We start from the raw sequence: 20105 nt of genomic DNA on the forward strand, positions 1-20105 counted from the left end.
GAGAGCGTCGAGAAGCGCCTCGTCCGCTACCGGACCGTCGGTGACATGTCCTGCACGGGCGCCGTCGACTCCGACGCGACCACGCTGGACGCCGTGATCACCGAGATCGCCGCCTCCCGGCTCACCGAACGGGGCGCGACCCGCGCCGACGACAAGATGTCCGAGGCCGCCATGGAGGACCGCAAACGCGAGGGGTACTTCTAGCCATGACGACCATCGACACGCTGCGCTTCGCGACGGCCGGTTCGGTCGACGACGGCAAGTCCACACTCGTCGGACGGCTGCTGCACGACTCCAAGTCGATACTCGCCGACCAACTGGCGGCCGTCACACAGGCCTCCGCCACGGACGCCCCGGACCTCGCGCTGCTGACCGACGGCCTGCGCGCCGAGCGCGAACAGGGCATCACCATCGACGTGGCCTACCGCTACTTCGCCACGCCCCACCGCCGCTTCATCCTCGCCGACACCCCCGGCCATGTGCAGTACACCCGCAACATGGTCACCGGCGCCTCCACCGCCGACCTCGCGGTCGTCCTCGTCGACGCCCGCAACGGCGTGGTCGAGCAGACCCGCCGCCACGCCGCGGTCACCGCGCTGCTCCGGGTCCCGCACATCGTGCTCGCCGTCAACAAGATGGACCTCGTCGACTTCCGGGAGCCCGTCTTCGCCGCGATCGCCGAGGAGTTCACGGCCTACGCCTCCGCCCTCGGCGCCGACGAGGTCACCGCCATTCCGATCTCCGCGCTGGCCGGGGACAACGTGGTGGAGCCGTCCGCGAACATGGACTGGTACGGCGGTCCCACCATCCTCGAACACCTCGCCTCCGTCCCCGTGGAGCAGGACACGGCACGCGGACCCGCCCGTCTTCCCGTGCAGTACGTGATCCGCCCGCGGACCGACGAGCATCCCGACTACCGCGGCTACGCGGGGCAGCTCGTCCGCGGCACGCTGCGCGTCGGCGACCGCGTGACCGTCCTGCCCGCCGGCCACACCTCGACCGTGAGGGCCATCGACGAACTGGGCGGGCCGACCGACGTCGCCTGGGCGCCCCAGTCGGTGACCGTCCTGCTGGAGGACGACATCGACATCGCGCGCGGTGACCTCATCGTGGCGAGCGACCGGGCGCCCGCCCTCACCCAGGACGTCGAGGCCACCGTCTGCCATGTCGCCGACCAGCCGCTCACCGTCGGCCGACGGGTCCTGCTCAAGCACACCACCCGCACGGTCAGGGCGATCGTCGAGGACATCCCGTCGCGGCTGACCCTCGACACCCTCGCGCAGCACCCGGCCCCCGGCGGCCTGGTCGCCAACGACATCGGCCGCGTCAGGATCCGCACCGCCGAACCGGTCGCCCTCGACTCCTACGCCGACTCCCGCCGCACCGGCTCCTTCCTCCTCATCGACCCGTCCGACGGCACGACCTTCGCGGCCGGCATGGCGGACGCGCGCTGACCCGACCGGCTCGCCGGTCGGCCGGGGCGGTCGGACGGCGCTCTGGTGGCGTGGCCCTCGACGGTGCGGCCGTCCGGATCGGTGAGCAGATGGCGTCCCCGGGGGAGCGGTGGGACGGCCCTCGTGCCGTCCACCGCCAGGCCCAGCCGGAGCGCGTCGGTCCGCCGGTCCGGGCGGGCGCTGAACCGCTGACGACGGCCGTGCACGTCGCCGGGCCCGGCCGATCGCCACGGCACCACGGCACCACGGCCCCCTCGGCCCCCACGGCACAGAGACTGATCGTGGCCGATTCCGAGGTGGTGTGCCGGATGCTGCCGGATGCGTGGGTTGCCGTCGCCGCGATCGGCTCATCCCTCCGAGGGATCGTCGTCATCGAGGCCGGGGACGGGCCGGCGGTCCGTATCGCGACGGACGTCCCCACCGCGCTGGAACCTGACGCGCGCGACGGCAAGGGCGGGTGCGCCGGTACCGGACGACCGCACGAACACCGGGCTGCCGTCCAGCACTTCGGGGCAGGTCCGGAACAACATCGTTCACCGCTCTTGCCCCGCCATAGGCTGGCGAAGTCGCCCGCAGGCGGTGACACAGGTGCACGATCACGTGGCTCTCGGGGGCCGACGCGGGGGAATCCGGAGCATCGTCGGCCGCACAGCCGATGCTCCGGGCGGACGCGGACGCCGACGCCGCCGCCCAGGCGCCCTGTCTCAGCTACAACGTCCCCGATCCCACCGGCTATCCGGGACATACGTACATCGTGTCCGTGCGTGCGGCTTCGGACGGCTCAGATCTCCTGGGGCTTGTAGGAGCTGGGGTCGCGCAGGATGACGCGGCGCAGGAGATCGACGGTTTTGGTGACGCCCTCGACGGGGGCCACGAGAACGTCCTCGTGCTCGATGCTCAGGACGTTGTCGTAGCCGGCTCGGCGCAGGGCGAGGCAGAAAGCGCGCCAGAAGGCGTCGTCGTGGCCGTAGCCGAGGGTGACGTAGTTCCAGGAGCGTTCCTCGGCGGCCATGACCGGCAGCGTCTCCAGCCTGCTGGTCAGCGCCTGCCGGGTGGGTTCCAGCCGGGTGTCCTTGGCGTGCACGTGGTAGATCGCCTCGCCCAGGGCCTCGATGGCGGCCAGCGGGTCGGCCCCCATCCACATCAGGTGACTGGGGTCGAAGTTGGCCCCGACCACGGGCCCCACCTCCTCGCGCAGGCGCAGGAGGGTGGGGACGTTGTAGACCGCCTGGTGGGCGTGCATCTCCAGAGCGAGCTTGGAAACGCCCTGGTCGAGGGAGTGGGCGACGAGGTCTCGCCAGTACGGGAGTACGACCTCGGTCCATTGCCAGTCGAGGATCTGTGTGGTCTCCGGCGGCCAGGAGACCGTGATCCAGTTGGGGTTGGCGTCGCCCGGCCCGCCCGGCAGCCCGGACATCATCACCACGCGGTCGACGCCGAGAAGCGGGGCGAGGGCGATCGTCCTGCGCGCGACCTGGTCGTGCTCGCGCCCGCTGGGCCCGGGGTGCAGGGGGTTGCCCGAGCAGGTGAGGGCGCTGATCGTGAGCCCTCGGTCGGCGACCTTGGCCAGCAGTTCGCGGCGCGCGCCGTCGCTGTCGAGAAGCCGGTCGATGTCGATGTGCGGGGCCGTGGACCAGGCGCCGGTGGCGAACTCCACGTGGTCCAGGCCGAGTTCGGCGGCCAGGTCCAGGGTCTCGTCGAGCGTGAGCTGCCCGACGCTGTCGGTGTTCAGACCGATCTTCATGATGCGTCCCGTCTGCGGTGTGGTCGGGCGGGGAGGGTCGATCCCCGCTGGTTCGGTGTGCCGGCGGTAGGGGTCAGAGGTAGAGGGCTGGGCGCTCGGCCAGTTCCACCTCGACGCGGCGGCCCGAGGTCTGGGCGTGGACGCCCGCCTCGCAGACCGCGGCCACGGCGTAGCCGTCCCAGGCGCTGGGGCCGGTGACCTCGCCGCGTCGGGTGGCGTCGACCCACGCCTGGACCTCGCGGTCGTACGCTTCCTCGAACCGCTCGACGAAGCCGGGGGTGACCGTGCCGCCCCAGCGTCCGCCGGTGGTGACGAGCATGTCGTGCCGGTCGCCGATGCGGGCGGTGCCGTGCTCGCACACCGCCTCGGCCTGGACCTGGTAGCCGTAGCGGGCGTTGACGTAGATCTCGACGTCGACCAGGGCGCCGCCGTCGGTTTCGAAGACGACGAACTGGGGATCGGCCAGTCCTTCGGGCGCGTTGCCGGAGGGCCTCGGCCGCATGACGGTGACGGAGGTGATCTCCTGGCCGAGCAGCCAGCGGGTGATGTCCATCTCGTGGGTGACGGAGTCGTTGATGAGCATGGCGCTGGTGAAGTCCGGCGGGCAGGACGGGTTGCGGTGCCGGTTGTGCAGCATCAGCGGCCGGCCCAGTTCCCCGCTGTCCAGCAGCGCTTTGAGCTTGATGTACTCGTGGTCGTAACGGCGCATGAAGCCCACCTGGACCCGGCGGTGCCCGAGCCGTTGCTCGGCCTCCAGCACGCGCAGGGCGGAGGCGGCGTCGGGAGTGAGGGGCTTCTCGCACAGGACGGGCAGGTCGTGTTCGAACGCGGTGAGCAAGGCCGCCTCGTGGGCGACGCCCGGTGAGGCGAGCACTACGGCGTCGACGTCGGGTGAGGCCATCGCTTCGGCGACGTCGCCATAGGCCGCGCATCCGTCGATGTCGGCGGCGACCGTCTTGGCGCGATCGATGTCGACGTCGACGACGGCGGCCACATGGGCGCCGTTGGTCACCTCGCTGATCCGGCGTACGTGGTCGGCTCCCATGCGGCCGGCGCCGATCACGGCGACTCCGAGAGAGGTGCGGTGGGTCATGTGCTTCCTTGCCTGGGGGTGGGGGCGGTGGTGAGGGTCAGCAGCGGACCGGCCGGACCCTCATGGGTCCGGCCGTGACCCGAGCCGTACGCGTCAGCGTGTTCCCTTGGCGGCGAACGAGGCGACGGTTGCGACGTTGGACTCGTCGACGAAGGCCGGGCCGGTCAGCACGGGCGCGACGCCACCGCCGCTGTAGTTGCCGTTGTTCCTGTAGAGCCAGAGGGAGTCGACTGCCAGGTAGCCCTGGAGGTAGGGCTGCTGGTCGACGGCGAACTGGATGCTGCCGTCCTGGATGGCCTTCACGAGTTCCTTGTTGAGGTCGAAGGTGGCCACCTTGGCCTTGCTGCCGCCGTCGGACACCGCCTGTGTGGCGGTCAGCGCGACCGGGGCGGCCAGGGTGACGACGTAGTCGATGGAAGGGTCCTGCTTGAGCTTGGCGGTGATGGTCGACTTCACGGACGGCATGTCGGCGCCGTTGACGAACAGGTTTTCCGTCGTGCCCGAGAAGCCCTTCTTGACGCCCGCGCAGCGTGCCTCGAGGGCGACCTGGCCCTGTTCCTGAATGACACAGGCGATCTTCTTGGCACCGAGGGAACTCAGCTTCTTCCCGACCGCCTCGCCCGCGACGGTCTCGTCCTGGCCGAAGTACTCGATCAGGCCCTGCTTCTTCCAGTCGTCCACACCGGAGTTGAAGCCGACCACGGGTATACCGGCCTGCACCGCCTTGGCCACGGTGTCCTTCATGGCGTCGGGCTTGGCGAGGGTGACGGCGATGCCGTCGACCTTCTGGTCGATCGCGTTCTGCACCAGGTTGGCCTGGTTGCCCCCGTTAGGGTCGGAGGAGTAGACCAGCTTGATGTTGTCCTTCGCCGCCGCGGCCTGGGCGCCCTTGCGGATGGTGTCCCAGAACGTGTCGCCGGGGACGGCGTGCGTGATCATCGCGATGGTCATACGGGGCGTGGTGGCCTTGCCGGCGGAGTCACCGGCCGCGCTCTCCTCCGACTTCTTGCCGCCCGAGCTGCTGGAGCAGCCGGCGAGTACCAGGGCTGTACTGGCGGTCATGGCCACCAGGACGGTGAATCTGCGGGAGCGGGAGGAGAGCGATCGGTTCATTTCGGCACCTCACTGTGCTGACTTGCGGGAAGGGGTGATCCAGCGGCGGGACGTGACGCATCCCGTCGCGGGTCGGGCGGGGAGCTGTCGGGGGGCCGGCTCTGCGGCTCGGGAGGGGGATCAGACGGTGAACGCGGCGCGGAACCGCTCCATGGCGGTGTGACTGTCACCGGAGGGCCATGCCTCCAGGGCGACCGTGCCGTCGTAGCCGAGGTCGGTGAGGGCGCGGGCGACGGCCGGATAGTTGATCTCTCCGGTGCCGGGTTCGCAGCGGCCGGGCACGTCGGCGACCTGGATCTCTCCGATCAGGCTTGCGCCGTGCGCGCGGCGGATCAGCTCGATGAGGTTTCCCTCGCCGATCTGGGCGTGGTACAGGTCCAGATTCATCCGCAGACCGGGCCGATCGACTGCCGCGACCAGGGAGAAGGTGTCGGCGGCCGTGGCGAACGGGACGCCGGGGTGGTCGACGGCGGTGTTGAGGTTCTCCAGGGTGAAGGTGACGCCCGCGCTTTCGCCCAGTTCGGCCAGGCGGGTGAGGGTGCGGTGGGCGGTGATCCACATGTCGCCGGTGGCCTCGCCGGTCACCGGCGACACGGGCAGGCCCTCGCCGTCCAGGCCGGTGCCGTGCAGGTTGAGCCGGGGGCAGCCGAGTTGCTCGGCGGCCTTGACGGACTCCTCGGCTGTGCGCAGGAGTTCGGCCGCGCCGTCCGGGTCGGTCAGGGTGCCGCGGATGTAGCCGGTCATCGAGGAGAACTCGGCGGGGGTCTGGGCCAGTGCGTTCAGGTCGTGGCGGGTCCAGTCCCAGATCTCCACCCGGAAGCCGGCCTCGTGGATGCGCCGGGCCCGCTCCTCGATCGGCAGGTCCCGGAAGACCATCTCGGCACACACCGCCAACGTGTACATCGCAGCTCCAGACTTATAACGTTCTAAGAGAACAGGAGCAGTACGCCAGGCGCCGGGCAGCCTGTCAAGAGTTTGTGCGGACATTTGATTTATAACGTTGTAACAACGCCGACCAGTGCGTGCCCTGTTCGGCTCGGTCTACGATCACCTCGCAGAAGACCCTCGATCAGGAAGGCCGACGGTGCCCTCGCGCTCTGCCGTCCCGGACGGAAAGCGGCCGACGCTCAGCGACCTCGCGGCGCGGGCAGGTGTCTCCGTGCCGCTCGCTTCCATGGTCATGCGCGGTGCCAAGGGGCCCAGCGCGGCAAGTCGCGAGCGGGTACTACGGGCCGCGCGGGAGATCGGCTACCGGCCGGACAGCAGGGCCCGCCTCCTGCGCAGCAGCCGCTCGCACCTGGTGGGAGTGCAGTTCGACCTGCGACAGCCCTTCCACGCCGACATGGTCGAGGCGCTCTACGCCGCGGCGGGGACGGCCGGCTATCAGATCGCGCTCAGCGCCGTCACCACGAACCGCAGCGAACAGGAAGCGGTGGAGACGCTGCTCGCCGACCGATGCGAGGCGTTGATCCTGCTCAGCCCCCATGCCTCGGCGGCCCGGCTGGCAGAAGTCGCGGCGCAGCTGCCCGTCGTCTCCGTGGCCCGCCGGCTGCGTCCGATCGCCGACGGCGTCGATGTCGTCCGCGCGGCCGACGACGAGGGCGCCCGCCAGGCGGTCGACCACCTCGTGGCACTCGGCCACAGCGACATCGTCCACATCGACGGGGGCAGGGCGCCGGGCGCGGCCGACCGCCGCCGCGGCTACAGGTCGGCCATGAAGCACCACGGCCTCACCGACCGCATCCGCCTCGTGCCGGGCGGGCTGACCGAGGACCACGGCGCCGCAGCCGCACGAACACTCCTCGCCGAGGCCACCCGCCCCACCGCCGTCCTCGCCTTCAACGACCACTGCGCGATCGGCGTCCTCGACACCTTCCTGCGCGCCCGTATCTCTGTGCCCGACGAGATCTCGGTCGTCGGCTTCGACGACAGCCACCTCGCCCGCCTCGCCCACGTCCAACTCACCACGGTCGGTCAGGAAGCCCGCCAGCTGGCGCGCCGAGCCGTGAGCCGGGCCGTCGCCCGGCTGGAGGGTGGGGCGACGGACGACGAACGAGAAGTCGTCGTCACACCACACCTCGTCATACGAAGCACCACCACGGCCCCTCGCCGCTCCTGACCCGCGCCGCTCCACGTCCCGCCTCGATCTGGCCGAAGTTCCTTCCGCGACCCCAAACGTCCCGCCCTGACCACCCGCGGCTGCCCGCCGAGGAACCCGCCTCCGTCCAGGCGGAAGCGCGTGCCACGGTCTGATCCACGACGCTGCTGCCTCTCCACCACCGACGGACTGGTGGAACGACGTGGCGCACACATCGACGTCTCGGTGCGGGCACTCGAGACGCTGAGCCTGCCCTGAGGGACGTCCGACCGGACCTCGCCGAGACGTTCGTACGGCTCCGCGACCGGCTCGACGCACCGGACCAGCACACTCACGGAAACGGAGGCGGCCCCGCTCCGCGGATGGCCGGGACCACACAGCCCAGGCGCAACCGGACGGCTGCCGACTTCGCGCAGACATCGGCCGAGATCAGGGGACAGCCTCGCGCCCCGACATCGGGGCGCGAGGCCGCGTGCTGGACGCTCACGACCCACGTCCGGGGTGATTCTTGTGGAAGGCGTGCAGGTTCCGTCGCAGCTGAGTCAGGCTCGCAGGGACTCCTGGAGTGCCGCGTCGGCCGCCTTGAGTACCTCTGCGGCCACGGCGACGCCCTCGACGCGGTCGAGTTCGGTGTCCTCGTGCTCGATGTTGACGAGCATGTCGGGGTCGACCTCGTGGAGGGCGCGCAGGAACTCGGTCCAGTAGGCGACGTCGTGGCCCTTGCCGAGGGCGACGAAGTCCCAGGCGGAGGCCTTGGGCCACTCGTTGGCCCATTCGTCGCCCCCGAGGTTGGTGCGCGGCTCCTCGGGTGACAGGCGGCGGAAGCTGTTGTCGAGCACGCCATTGAGGGCGGCGTGTTCGGGGTTGATGCGGACGTCCTTGGCGGCGGCGTGGAAGACGAGTTCGCCGAGGTGGCGTACGACCGCGACGGGGTCCATCTGCTGCCAGAACAGGTGGGAGGCGTCGAGTTCGACGCCGATGTGGGTGGCGCCGGTGAGGTCGATGAGCTTGTGGACGTCGGCGGAGTTGAACACGATGTTCTGCGGGTGCAGTTCGAGGGCGACCTTGACGTCGTGGTCGCGGGCGAGCCGGTCGGTCTCGCGCCAGAAGTCCGCAGCGATCTTCCACTGGTGGTCGAGGACGTCCAGGGCCGCGGAGTTCCAGGCGTTGACGATCCAGTTCGGGCGGGTCGCGCCCGGTTCACCGCCGGGCAGGCCTGACATGGTCACGAGTCGGTTCTGGCCGAGCCGCTCGGCCAGGTGGATGGAGCGGCGGATGTCCTCGGCGTGCTTCTCGCCGATGACGGGGTTCGGGTGCAGCGGGTTGCCGTTGGCGTTGAGTCCGGCGATGGAGACGCCGGTGCCCTCGAAGAGGCCGAGGAAGTCGTCCCGGGCGGCGTCGCTGACGAGGATGTCGTCGAACGTCGGTACGTGCACGGCGGGCAGGAAGCCACCGGTGTTGATCTCTATGCCGGTCAGGCCCAGATCGGCGATCACCTTGATCGCTTCCGGCAGCGGCCGGTCGTGCAGGATCGCGTTGTAGAGGCCGAGCTTCATGGTGTGTTTCCTCAGTTCTTCTCGTGAGCCGCCCGGGTGGCGGATACCCGGGCGGCAGTGGGGGCAGGCTCGTGTGGTCCTTCGGTAAGGGCGGTCAGGCGACGGGCGGGACTTCGGTGACCGCGCCGTCGTTGCGGGAGGAGTCGACGACGGCCCTGATGATCTCCATGGTCCTCAGACCGTCGGCGAAGGTGGCGCAGGCCGGCAGCGGTTCGGCGACACCGGCGACCTGGTCGAGGAAGGCGCGGGCCTGGTAGGTGAAGTTGTCGGCGTTGCTGGCGCCCACACCCGGCGCCTCCATCGGAACACCGCCCGCGAAGTACGGCAGGTTCGGGCCCGCGATGATCTGCCGGGCACCGCGGGTACGGGCGTCGGGCTGGGCGTCGTCGAAGAGGTACTCGGCGGGCCGGTGCTGGTCGAACGCGGCCCGGCCACCGACGCCCAGGACGTCGAAGAAGAGGCCGTTGGGCAGGCCGAACCCGGTGCGGGTCATCGAGAAGGTGCCGACGAGGCCCGACTCGAAGCGGGCGGTGAAGGCCGCGGTGTCCTCGTTCTCGACCTCACCGAACTCGTCGGAGACGGGCGCCGCGTTGTGGCCGACGACCGCGCCCAGCGGCAGCGGGCGCTTGGTGATCTGTGTCGACAGCGAGGCACCGGAGACCGAGGCGATGGGCCCGGCGACGTACTCGGCGGCGTCGATGATGTGCGAGCCGACGTCACCGAGCGCGCCCGAACCCGGGCCGCCCTTGAAGCGCCAGCTCAGCGGGCCGTTCGGGTCGGTCGCGTAGTCGCACCAGTACCGGCCGCTGAAGAGAGTGAGGTCGCCCAGCTCGCCGCGCTGCACATGGCCGCGGATGGCGGCGATGCCGGGGGAGCGGCGGAAGGTGTAGCCGACGGACGTCACGACCTCGGCAGTGCGCTCCAGCTCGGCCATGGCACGGGCGTCTTCGAGCGATCCGGCGAGCGGCTTCTCGCACAGCACGTGCTTGCCGGCGGCGACCAGCGCCTCGGCGATCGGCCGGTGCAGGGCGTTGCCGACGACGATGCTCACCGCGTCGATCGTCGGGTCCTCGACCACGGCCTCCCAGCTGGGGAGCGCCTTCTCGAACCCGTAGCGACGCGCGGCGTCCTCGCCGAGCGCCACGTTGGCGTCGGCTATCGCGGCCAGCCGGATGGGCGGCAGACCGGCACCGAAGACGGTGTTGACGTTGCGGTATCCGGCGGCGTGGCTGCGGCCGGCCATACCGGCACCGATCACGGCGACGGACAGCGGCTTGGCGGAGGTGGTCATGGCGTGCCTTTCGAGAATGCTGGAAGGAGGAAGGGGCAGCGTGGTCAGGCGGCGAACTGGCGCCGGAAGTGGGACTCGATGGCTTCCATCGAGCGGCCCTTGGTCTCGGGGATCGTGCGGAGATAGAAGAAGAACGTCGCCACGTTGACCGCGGCGAAGAGCAGGAACGTGGTCCCGCCGATCGCGTCGATCAGCGGCGGGAACACCAGCGTGACCACGAAGTTGGCCATCCAGGTGCCGAACACGGCGATACCCATCGCGAAGCCGCGCAGGCGCAGCGGGAAGATCTCCGAGAGCATCAGCCAGAACACGGTCGCGATGCAGCCCTGCATGAACAGCAGGAAGGTCAGCATGGACGCGAGGACGAGATAGCTGCGCACCGACGATTCCGGCAGGAGCAGGAAGCACAGCGCGATCAGCACCAGCGAGACGGTGACACCGACCTGCCCGGTCAGCAGCATCGGACGCCTGCCGAACCGGCCCAGCAGCCACATGCCGGTCGAGACCGCGAGCACGGCGACGACACCATTGGCGATGGTGGCTGTCAGGGCCGCCTGGGTGCCGAGCCCGGTGTCCAGCAGGATCGTCGGCGCGAAATACATGATCGAGTTGACGCCGGTCAGCTGGGACAGCACGGCCAGGCCCAGCCCGACGGTCACGATGCGCCGTATCCACGGAGTACGCAGATCTCCCCAGCCGGCCTGTGGCTGGTCGGCATCGGCCGCGACACGGCTCTTGATCTCGGCGAACTCCGCGTCCACGACACGCGCGTCACGGATCCGCGCCAGCGTACGCGCCGCCTCTTCGAACCGTCCGCGAGAGGCCAGCCACCGCGGTGACTCCGGAACGAACAGCATCCCGATCCACAGCGCCACGGCCGGGACCGCGGCGATCGCGAGCATCCAGCGCCACACGCCCCCCTCGCCCACGGTCCTGGCGATGCCCGCGTTGGAGGTGTACGCCAGCAACTGCCCGGTGACGATCATCAGCTCGTTCTGCGTCACCAGACGCCCCCGGTGCTCGGCCGGAGCCAACTCGGCGATGAACACCGGCACCGTCGCGGACGCGCCGCCCACCGCCAGCCCGAGCAGCACCCGGAACAGCACCATCACTTCGAGACCCGGCGCGAACGCGGTGCCCAGCGCACCGACGAAGAACAGCACGGCGAGCCCGAGGATCGTCCGCCTGCGCCCGTGCCGGTCGGCCAGCCGCCCGCCGTACAGTGCCCCGAACGCCGCGCCGAGTACCAGCGACGACGCGACGATGCCCTCGGTGAGCGGGGTGAGCCCCAGCCCGCCCTCCTCGACGGACAGGGACATGAACGGCAACGCGCCGGAGATGACGCCGGTGTCGTAGCCGAAGAGGAGCCCGCCGAACGTGGCGATGACGGTGATGGTCCGCAGTCTCCGGTAGACCTCCGGAGATGCGCTGTCCTTGGTGATACTGCTTGGTGTGAGGGCCTGGTGCGCGTCGTCCCTGACGGCCATGGCCACCTCCTACCGGTCGATGAGTGGGGGCGTGGGGAAGGTCAGCTGCTGGTGGGGAAGTTGAATCCGGCGGCGACCTGCTGGGCGGGCTGGGGCCAGCGGGTGGTGACGACCTTGGGGCGGGTGTAGAAACGGATGCCCTCGGGGCCGTGGATGGGGGAGTCGCCGATGAGGGAGTCCTTCCAGCCGCCGAAGGAGTAGTACGACATCGGCACGGGCACGGGGACGTTGATCCCGATCATGCCGACCTTGATCCGGCGCTGGAACCGGCGCGCGGCCTCGCCGGAGGCGGTGAACAGGGCGGTGCCGTTGCCGTAGGGGTTGGCGTTGACGAGGTCGATGGCCTGGTCGAGGCTCTCGGCGCGGACGATGGCGAGGACCGGGCCGAACAGCTCCTCCTTGTAGGCGTCCATCTCGGTGGTGACGTTGTCGAGGAGGGACGGGCCGGTGAAGAAGCCGTCCTCGTGCCCGTCCACCTTGAGGCCGCGTCCGTCGACGACGACCGTCGCGCCCTGAGTGTGGGCGGTGGTGACGGCGTTCTCGACGCGCTCCTGGGCGGCCTTGGTGACCAGCGGGCCCATCTCGATGCCGGGCTGGTCGCCGGGGCCGACCTTGACCTCGTTCGCCTTGCGCTCCAGGATCTCCACGAGAGCGTCGGCGGCGTCACCTACCGCGACGGCCACGGAGACGGCCATGCAGCGCTCGCCCGCCGAACCGTAGGCGCCGGCGGTGATGTGGTTGGCGGCGAACTCCAGGTCGGCGTCGGGCAGGACGACCGCGTGGTTCTTGGCGCCGCCGAGGGCCTGGACGCGCTTGCCGTGGGCGGTGGCCTGCTCGTGCACGTACTTGGCGATGGGAGTGGAGCCGACGAAGGAGACGGCTTCGATGCCGGGGTGGGTGAGGATGGCGTCGACGGCGTCCTTGCCGCCGTGCACGACGTTGAAGACGCCGTCGGGGAGGCCGGCCTTCTTGTACAGCCCGGCGACGAAGTTGGCGGCGGAGGGGTCGCGCTCGGACGGCTTGAGGATGAAGGTGTTGCCGGTGGCGATGGCGATGGGGTGCATCCACAGGGGCACCATGGCGGGGAAGTTGAACGGGGTGATGCCCGCGACCACTCCCAGCGGCTGGCGGAAGTTGTGCACGTCCACACCGCGGGAGACCTGGTCGGAGAAGGAGCCCTTGAGGACGTCGCCGAGGCCGCAGGCGTATTCGACTACCTCCCGGCCGCGGGTGATCTCGCCGCGCGCGTCGTCGACGGTCTTGCCGTGCTCGGCGGAGATGATCCGGCCCAGCTCCTCCTCGTGCCCGACGAGCAGCTGCCGGAAGGCGAACATCACCTGGGTGCGCTGCGAGAGCGAGGACTCCGACCAGGTCTCGAACGCCTTGGCGGCGGCCGTGACGGCGGCGTCCACCTCGGTGCCGCCGCCGAGGACGACGCGCGCCTGCTCCTGACCGGTGGCGGGGTTGAACACGACCTGGGTGTGCTCGCCGGCGAGCGGAGTGCCGTTGATCCAGTGGGGGATGGTGTTCACGAGGGTGTCCTTACAGGTAGTGGCGTTGCGACTGCTTGTGGGCGGCGTATGTCTCGTACGCGGAGAGCGTGGAGTCCAGGGCGGAGGTCTCGCTGACGGGGACGTCCCACCAGCCGTGGCCGGGCGGGTTGGGCCCGTACAGGTCGGTCTCGACCTGGACGACGATGGTGCGGGTGGCCGCCTTCGCCTTCTCCATCGCCGAGCGGAACTCCTCGACGGAGGTGGCGTGCAGGACGTCGGCGCCGAGCGAGGAGGCGTTGGCGGCGAGGTCGACGGGGAGCACCTCACCATCGAGCTGTCCCGAACTCCCGTCGCGATAGCGGTATTTGGTGCCGAAGCGCTGTGAGCCCAGTGACTCCGAGAGCGCGCCGATGGAGGCGAATCCGTGGTTCTGGACGAGGACGATGATGACCTTCAGTCCCTCGGAGACCATGGTGACGATCTCCTGGGCCATCATCAGATACGAGCCGTCGCCGACCAGGACGACCACCTCGCGCGAGGGATCGGCCATCTTCGCGCCGACACCGGCGGCCACCTCGTAGCCCATGCAGGAGTACGCGTACTCGACGTGGTATGCCTTCGGGTCCCGGGCCCGCCACAGCTGTTGCAGGTCGCCGGGCATGGAGCCGGCCGCGTTGATCACCACGTCCCGGTCACCGAGAACATCGTTGAGGGCGCCCAGGATCTGCGTCTGGGCGGGCAGGTCACCGGTGTTGCGGTCCGGTGCGAAGCACTTTTCCTCGATCTCCCGTGTGCGGGCGATGAGTTCACGTGTCCGGGTCCGGTAGGAGGGGTCGACCTCCCAGTCGGTGAGTGCGCCGGCGAGGGCCTGGATGCCGAGGCGGGCGTCGGCCACCAGCGGCTCGGCCGAGTGCTTCACGGCGTCGAGACGGGCCACGTTGAGGTTGACGAAGGTGACGTCGGGGTTGCCGAAGACGGTGTGGCTGGCGGTGGTGAAGTCCGAGTACCGGGTGCCGATCCCGAGGACGACATCGGCGTCCCTCGCCAGCTCGTTCGCCGCGTACGACCCCGTCGAGCCGATGCCGCCGACCGCGTACGGGTGGTCCCAGGCCACCGCGCCCTTGCCCGCGTGGGTGTCGGCGACCGGGATGCCGGTGGCCTCGGCGAACGCGCGCAGCGCGGTCTCGGCACCGGAGTAGACGGCTCCGCCACCGGCCACGATGAGGGGCTTGCGGGCGTTCCGCAGCAGCGCGGCGGCCCGCTCGACGGCGGCCGGTTCCGGCACGGGACGGCCCACATGCCACACCCGGCGCCGGAAGAAGGACACCGGCCAGTCGTACGCCTCCGCCTGCACGTCCTGCGGCAGTGCGAGGGTGACGGCGCCGGTCTCGACCGGGTCGGTCAGTACCCGCATCGCGGCCAGTGCGGCCGGGATCAGCTGCTCGGGTCGCTGGATCCGGTCGAAGTACTTGGACACGGCCCGGAAGGTGTCGTTGACGGTGACGTCCCCGCCCCGGGTGTCCTCCAACTGCTGCAGGACGGGGTCGGCGGCGCGGGTGGCGAACATGTCGGACGGAAGGAGGAGCACCGGGATGCGGTTGGTCGTGGCCAGCGCGGCCCCGGTGATCATGTTGGTCGAGCCGGGGCCGGTGGAGGCGGTGCAGGCGAAGGTGGCGAGCCGGTCGCGCATCTTCGCATAGGCGACGGAGGCGTGCACCATGCCCTGCTCGTTGCGGGCCAGGTAGTAGGGGAGGTCGGCCTCGCCGGTCGTGGCGGCCTGGAGCAGCGCCTGCCCGATGCCGGCCACGTTGCCGTGCCCGAAGATGCCCCACACTCCGGGGATCAGGCGGTGCTCCTGGCCGTCGCGCTCGCTGTACTGGTTGGCGAGGAAGCGCACGAGGGCCTGGGCGGTGGTGAGTCGGACGGTCGTGTCGGTCATCGGTCGTTCTCCTCGGCGCCGAACGGCAGCCGGTCGTCGATGTCTTGTGTGTCCCAGGTGGAACGCACCCAGCCGTGCGCGGGGTCGTCGCAGATCAGCCAGGCGCGGTCCTGTCCGGGGCCGGCCATGACGTTGAGGTAGTACAGGTCGTAACCGGGAGCGGCGACGGACGGGCCGTGCCAGCCGTGGGGGATGAGGACGGTGTCGCCGGAGCGGACCTCCGCGAGTACGTCGAGCGGTCGCTCAGGGGTGCCGTAGACCCGCTGGTAGCCGAAGCCGTTCCCGTCGCCGGAGACCTCGAAGTAGTAGATCTCCTCCAGCTCGGACTCGACCGGGCTGCCGTTCTCGTCGGTGCGCGCCTCGTCGTGCTTGTGCGGCGGGTACGACGACCAGTTGCCGCCGGGGGTGAGCACCTCGCACACCAGCAGCTGTTCGGCGTCGAAGGTGCCGGGCAGGCAGTAGTTGTTGACCTGGCGGGAGCAGGCCCCTGCGCCACGCAGTTCGACGGGGACGTCCTCCTTGCGCCCGTACCGAGCCGGTTGACCTCCCCGCTCGGTACGGGCGGAGGGCAGCGCGAACCGTCCCCCGGATGCGCTGCTGATCAGGGCCTCCGACCCGCGCGGCACATACGCGAAGTCGGTGGCCGAGGCGAACACGCCTGTCCGGCCGGTGAGTTCGAAGGCCCTGCCGTCCGTGGTGACGGTGCAGGAGCCCGTCAGCGGCAGGACCAGGAACTCGGAATCCCCGGTGGACAGGGCGTGCGCCTCTCCCGGCTTCAGGGTGAGCACCCTGAGGCCGGAGTATCCCCAGCCCGCCGACTCGGGCGTGACCAGGAGGTCGTACGGTCCGTCGGCCGAAGTGCCCTTCGGCAGGTGGTACTTGCTCGTGTCACTCACAGCAGGCTCACCGCCTTGTCGACCGCTCCGGCGACGTCGCCGCCTGCCGGGTAGAGCAGGGAGCGGCCGACGACCAGGCCTTGCGCGGTGGGCTGCTTGAGGGCCTTGCCCCAGGACGCGAACGCGGCCTGCGCGTCCTTGACCTCGCCGCCGAGCAGCAGCGCGGGCAGGGTGGACGAGGCCAGCACGCGCTCCATGTCGGGCGCGACGGGAAGCTTGAGCCAGGTGTAGGCGGTACGGCGGCCCAGCCCGGAGGCGATGGTGACCGACTTGACGACGGCCTCCGTCGACAGGTCGTTGCGGATGCACCCGTCCTGCCAGGCCGAGATGAACGGCTCGACCATGGCTATGAGGTGACGGTCGTTCAGCTCGTCGACCGCGCGGGCGGTGTTCTCCAGGACCGACGGGGTGGCCGGGTCGTCGAGGGCGATACGGGTGAGCATCTTGCCGCCGTCGAAGCCCATCGCGGCGATCGTCTCCGCGTCGTAGCCGGTGAACCGGTCGTCGATCTCGAAGACGGAACCCGCCAACCCGCCCCGGTTCATGGAGCCGAAGACGCTCTTGCCGTCCAGGACGCCGAGGAGCAGCAGGTCCTCCAGGATGTCGGCGGTACCCAGAACCCCGGTCACCCCGGGGCGCTCCAGCGCGATGCACAGCCGGTCCAGCAGTTCGCCGCGGTCGGCCATGGCGTTCGGGTCGCCGCCGACGGCGTTGGCGCCGCGTGCGGGGTGGTCGGCGGCGATGATCATCGCCTTGCCGTGATCGCCCAGCAGTGAGGTGGCCTTGACGCGGCGGGCGGCGGCAGCCGCGATGGCGCCGGGGTCGCCCACGCGGGCGGACACGATCCGGCTCATGTTGTCGGACAGCACGGCGTCACGCCTTTCGATCGGCGGAGGCGGCGGCCGCCTCGCGCAGCTTGGCTTCGACCTCGGACTGGGTCGGCATGGCTTCGGAGCAGGAGAGACGGCCGGCGACGATGGCGCCGGCGGCGTTGGCGAAGGACACCGTGCGGCGGGTGTCCCAGCCGGAGAGGAGCCCGTGGCACAGGGCCCCGCCGAAGGCGTCACCCGCGCCGAGCCCGTTGACGACGTCCACCGGCACCGGCGGGATCTCGGCGGACGCACCGTCACGGTCCATCGCCAGCACACCCTTGGGGCCCTGCTTGACCACCGCCAGCTCTACGCCGGCGGCCAGCAGCGCCTTCGCGGCGGCGTACGGCTCACGCTCGCCGGTCGCCACCTCGCACTCGTCGAGGTTGCCGACCGCGACCGTGGTGTGGCGCAGCGCCTCGGCGTAGTACGTGCGGGCCTGGTCCGGGTCGGTCCAGAACATCGGCCGCCAGTCGAGGTCGAACACCGTGGTGCCTGACTTGGCCCGCTCCCGCAGCGCGGTGAGGGTTGCCGAACGGCTCGGCTCCTCGCTCAGACCGGTCCCGGTGATCCAGAAGACCTTGGCCGCCCGGATCGCCTCCAGGTCCAGTTCTTCCGGTCGGATGTCCAGGTCGGGTGCCTTGGGCAGCCGGTAGAAGTAGAGCGGGAAGTCGTCCGGCGGGAAGATCTCGCAGAACGTCACCGGCGTCGGCGCGATGTCCGACACCCCGACGAAGCCCGCGTCGACGCCGTAGCCCTCCAGGGCGGTGCGGACGTAGTCGCCGAACGGGTCCTGCCCCGTCTTCGTGATCACTGCGGCCGATCGCCCGTAGCGTGCGGCTGCGACCGCGACGTTGGTGGGGCTGCCGCCCAGGTACTTGCCGAACGAGGTGACCTCGGCCAGCCCGACACCAGTCTGGAGCGGGTACACGTCCACTCCCACACGGCCCATGGTCAGCACATCGAACGGCATCGCTGGTTTCCCTTCGCTCCGGAGATCGGAGGATGTCGAGTAGGGGCTTAAAGCGCTTTAAGAAGCGCTCGCGGAGAACAATGACCCCACTCAAATGTCATGTCAATAGGTTGTTGTGATGATGCGCTGAAGCCTGGTGATCGTGCCGTCAGCGCCAGGTGGCCAGGTATTCGTCGATCTTCTTCCGCATGAAGACGGACGACTCCTTGGCGCGGTCCTCCCAGGCGAAGACGCAGGAGGTGAGGGTGCCGTCGAAGCCGTTGGCGCGCAGTTCGCGGAAGAGCTCGTCGAAGTCGACCTCACCCTGGCCCATGTCGAGGTGCTGGTGGACCCGCGCCGCCGAGCCCGGCGGATTGACGATGTACCGGTTGCCCGAAGAGGCCGTGTGGTCGAGGACGTCGGCCAGATGGACGTGGGTGAGCAGGTCGCCGGCGCGCTGGATGATGCCGGGGGCGTCGTTGCCGATGTGGAAGGTGTGCGGGGCGCAGTAGAGGAAGCTGACGTGGGGGTGGTTGATCCCGCGGATCAGGTTCACCGCGTCGTGGCCGTCCTCGACGAAGTCGTCCGGGTGCGGCTCCAGGGCCAGGTTGATGCCCTCCCGCTCGAAGACCGGGAGGAGTTCGTCCATCGACTTCCAGAACTGGGCCTCGCTGCGGTCCGGGTCCTCGGGCCGCCCGTTGAACTCGGAGATCATGCTGTCCACGCCCAGGTCCGCGCAGATCTGGATGGACCGCTTCCAGTAGCGGACGGCGGCCTGCCGGGCGTCCTCGTCGGGGCCGGACCAGCGGAAGAGGGGCAGCAGGGAGGAGATGCCGACGCCCGCCGAGTCCAGTGCCTTGCGGAACTTCCGTACGGTGGCGTCGTCCACGCGCGGATGGCGGAAGAAGGGGATGAAGTCCTCGCGGGGGGACAGCTCGATCCATTCGTAGCCCAACTCGGCTACCACTGCGGGCAGTTCGAGGAGCGGGACATGGCGGATCATGTACGGGTCGAGGGCGATCTTCATTGGGGAATGCCTTCGGATGAGGAGGAACGGGTGGCATTACGGCGTGTGCTGCGGGCGGAGGTCAGGACGAGGCGGACTCGGCGCTTGTGGCGACTGACGCGGTGAGGTCTTCCTCTTCCGGCAGCGCCTTGACGTCGACACCGCGGACCTGGGCCAACTCGTGTTTGAGTGCGGCGAGTTCGGTGCCGCCGGCCATGTGGTTGGTGAGTTCTTCGAGGGTGACCCGGTCGCGGGCGGCACTGAGTTCGAGGGTGCCGAGGCGCAGGACGCTGAAGTGGTCGCCGACCATGTAGGCGTGGTGGGGGTTGTGGGTGATGAAGATGACGCCGAGGCCGCGGTCGCGGGCGGCGGCGATGTACTTCAGCACCACGCCGGACTGCTTCACGCCCAGCGCGGCGGTGGGTTCGTCCAGGATCAGCACCCGGGCGCCGAAGTAGACGGCGCGGGCGATGGCGACGCACTGGCGCTGGCCGCCGGAGAGGGTGCCGATGGGCTGGTCCAGGTCGTCCAGGACGATGCCCATGTTCCGCAGTTCCTCGTCGGCGGTCTTCTTCATCTTCTCGATGTCCAGACGCCGAACCGGCCAGGGGCCGCGCGTGAACTCGGAGCCGAGGAAGAAGTTGCGCCACACCGGCATGAGCGGGACGGTGGCCAGGTCCTGGTAGACGGTGGCGATCCCGGCGGCCAGGGCGTCTCGCGGGGTGGTGAAGCGCACCGGCTGGCCGTCGACGAGGACCTCGCCCTCGGTGTGCTGGTGCAGACCCGAGATGATCTTGATCAGGGTGGACTTGCCGGCGCCGTTGTCGCCCAGGACGCAGGTGACGCGGCCGGGGTGGACGGTGAGGTTCACGCCGTGCAGGGCGCGGATGTTGCCGTACGCCTTGCCGGTGTTCCTCAGCTCGACGACGGGGGTGTCGTCGGTGGGCTCGGTGCCGGTGGCGGGAGTGGTGTCGGTCATGGGTGGGTCACCTCCGGGTGGCCTGGGCGCGGACCCACAGGTTGACGAGGGCGGCGATCAGGAGCATCACGCCGAGGAAGGCCTTGAACCAGTCGGGGTTCCAGTTGGCGTAGACGATGCCCTGGTTGACCATGC

At 70.0% G+C, this 20105-nt stretch carries 16 protein-coding genes and 2 pseudogenes; 3 read left to right on the forward strand and 15 right to left on the reverse strand.

Annotation, left to right across the window (positions count from 1 at the left end; genetic code table 11):
* Window positions 1–204, forward strand: a pseudogene (locus ACZ52C_RS41490) (sulfate adenylyltransferase subunit CysD); the annotation flags it as partial.
* Window positions 205–206: 2 nt separating this feature from the next.
* Entirely contained in the window at window positions 207–1454 is a 1248-nt protein-coding gene (locus ACZ52C_RS41495; protein ID WP_469079708.1) for a sulfate adenylyltransferase subunit 1, read from the forward strand.
* 781 nt (window positions 1455–2235) lie between these two features.
* On the opposite strand, the gene ACZ52C_RS41500 is transcribed toward ACZ52C_RS41495, so the two are convergent.
* From ACZ52C_RS41500 to ACZ52C_RS41515, 4 genes are all read right to left on the reverse strand, one after another.
* Complete coding sequence (locus ACZ52C_RS41500) at window positions 2236–3198, reverse strand: sugar phosphate isomerase/epimerase family protein (RefSeq protein ID WP_469079709.1); 963 nt, start codon at window positions 3196–3198, stop codon at window positions 2236–2238.
* A 73-nt stretch (window positions 3199–3271) separates the two neighbouring features.
* Complete coding sequence (locus tag ACZ52C_RS41505) at window positions 3272–4291, reverse strand: Gfo/Idh/MocA family protein (RefSeq protein WP_469079710.1); 1020 nt, start codon at window positions 4289–4291, stop codon at window positions 3272–3274.
* Between the two features lie 93 nt (window positions 4292–4384).
* On the reverse strand, window positions 4385–5404 hold the full coding sequence (locus ACZ52C_RS41510; RefSeq protein WP_469079711.1) for a sugar ABC transporter substrate-binding protein: 1020 nt from the start codon (window positions 5402–5404) through the stop codon (window positions 4385–4387).
* Window positions 5405–5524: 120 nt separating this feature from the next.
* The gene (locus tag ACZ52C_RS41515; protein ID WP_469079712.1) at window positions 5525–6307 is read right to left on the reverse strand and encodes a TIM barrel protein; all 783 of its coding nucleotides are present in this window, start codon (window positions 6305–6307) and stop codon (window positions 5525–5527) included.
* A 181-nt stretch (window positions 6308–6488) separates the two neighbouring features.
* On the opposite strand from ACZ52C_RS41515, the gene ACZ52C_RS41520 reads away from it, so the two are divergent.
* The gene (locus ACZ52C_RS41520; RefSeq protein WP_469079713.1) at window positions 6489–7523 is read left to right on the forward strand and encodes a LacI family DNA-binding transcriptional regulator; all 1035 of its coding nucleotides are present in this window, start codon (window positions 6489–6491) and stop codon (window positions 7521–7523) included.
* Window positions 7524–8044: 521 nt separating this feature from the next.
* Here ACZ52C_RS41520 and ACZ52C_RS41525 read toward each other — a convergent pair.
* From ACZ52C_RS41525 to ACZ52C_RS41575, 11 genes and pseudogenes are all read right to left on the reverse strand, one after another.
* Window positions 8045–9058: a sugar phosphate isomerase/epimerase family protein gene (locus tag ACZ52C_RS41525; protein WP_469079714.1), complete on the reverse strand. Its 1014-nt coding sequence runs from the start codon at window positions 9056–9058 to the stop codon at window positions 8045–8047.
* A gap of 94 nt (window positions 9059–9152) precedes the next feature.
* Window positions 9153–10349 carry a Gfo/Idh/MocA family protein gene (locus tag ACZ52C_RS41530; RefSeq protein WP_469079715.1) on the reverse strand — a complete coding sequence of 399 codons (1197 nt, stop codon included), beginning with the start codon at window positions 10347–10349 and terminating at the stop codon, window positions 9153–9155.
* 44 nt (window positions 10350–10393) lie between these two features.
* Entirely contained in the window at window positions 10394–11836 is a 1443-nt protein-coding gene (locus ACZ52C_RS41535) for a sugar porter family MFS transporter (RefSeq protein WP_469079716.1), read from the reverse strand.
* 41 nt (window positions 11837–11877) lie between these two features.
* A complete protein-coding gene (locus ACZ52C_RS41540) occupies window positions 11878–13368 on the reverse strand; it encodes a CoA-acylating methylmalonate-semialdehyde dehydrogenase (RefSeq protein WP_469079717.1) in 1491 nt (496 codons plus the stop codon).
* Window positions 13369–13378: 10 nt separating this feature from the next.
* A complete protein-coding gene (gene iolD / locus ACZ52C_RS41545) occupies window positions 13379–15268 on the reverse strand; it encodes a 3D-(3,5/4)-trihydroxycyclohexane-1,2-dione acylhydrolase (decyclizing) (RefSeq protein WP_469079718.1) in 1890 nt (629 codons plus the stop codon).
* Window positions 15265–16164 (reverse strand): 5-deoxy-glucuronate isomerase, encoded by a 900-nt coding sequence (iolB, locus tag ACZ52C_RS41550; RefSeq protein WP_469079719.1) that lies wholly within the window; start codon window positions 16162–16164, stop codon window positions 15265–15267. The genes iolD and iolB overlap by 4 nt, the downstream gene beginning before the upstream one ends.
* Entirely contained in the window at window positions 16161–17033 is an 873-nt protein-coding gene (locus ACZ52C_RS41555) for a Cgl0159 family (beta/alpha)8-fold protein (protein ID WP_469079720.1), read from the reverse strand. Before ACZ52C_RS41555 ends, iolB begins: the two co-directional genes overlap by 4 nt.
* A 4-nt stretch (window positions 17034–17037) precedes the next feature.
* Window positions 17038–18006: a 5-dehydro-2-deoxygluconokinase gene (iolC, locus tag ACZ52C_RS41560; protein ID WP_469079721.1), complete on the reverse strand. Its 969-nt coding sequence runs from the start codon at window positions 18004–18006 to the stop codon at window positions 17038–17040.
* 148 nt (window positions 18007–18154) lie between these two features.
* Entirely contained in the window at window positions 18155–19012 is an 858-nt protein-coding gene (locus tag ACZ52C_RS41565) for a sugar phosphate isomerase/epimerase family protein (protein ID WP_469079722.1), read from the reverse strand.
* A 61-nt stretch (window positions 19013–19073) separates the two neighbouring features.
* The gene (locus tag ACZ52C_RS41570) at window positions 19074–19970 is read right to left on the reverse strand and encodes an ATP-binding cassette domain-containing protein (RefSeq protein ID WP_469079723.1); all 897 of its coding nucleotides are present in this window, start codon (window positions 19968–19970) and stop codon (window positions 19074–19076) included.
* A gap of 7 nt (window positions 19971–19977) precedes the next feature.
* A pseudogene (locus tag ACZ52C_RS41575) lies at window positions 19978–20105 on the reverse strand (ABC transporter permease); the annotation flags it as partial.

This window comes from Streptomyces sp. NPDC034049 (assembly GCF_055575575.1).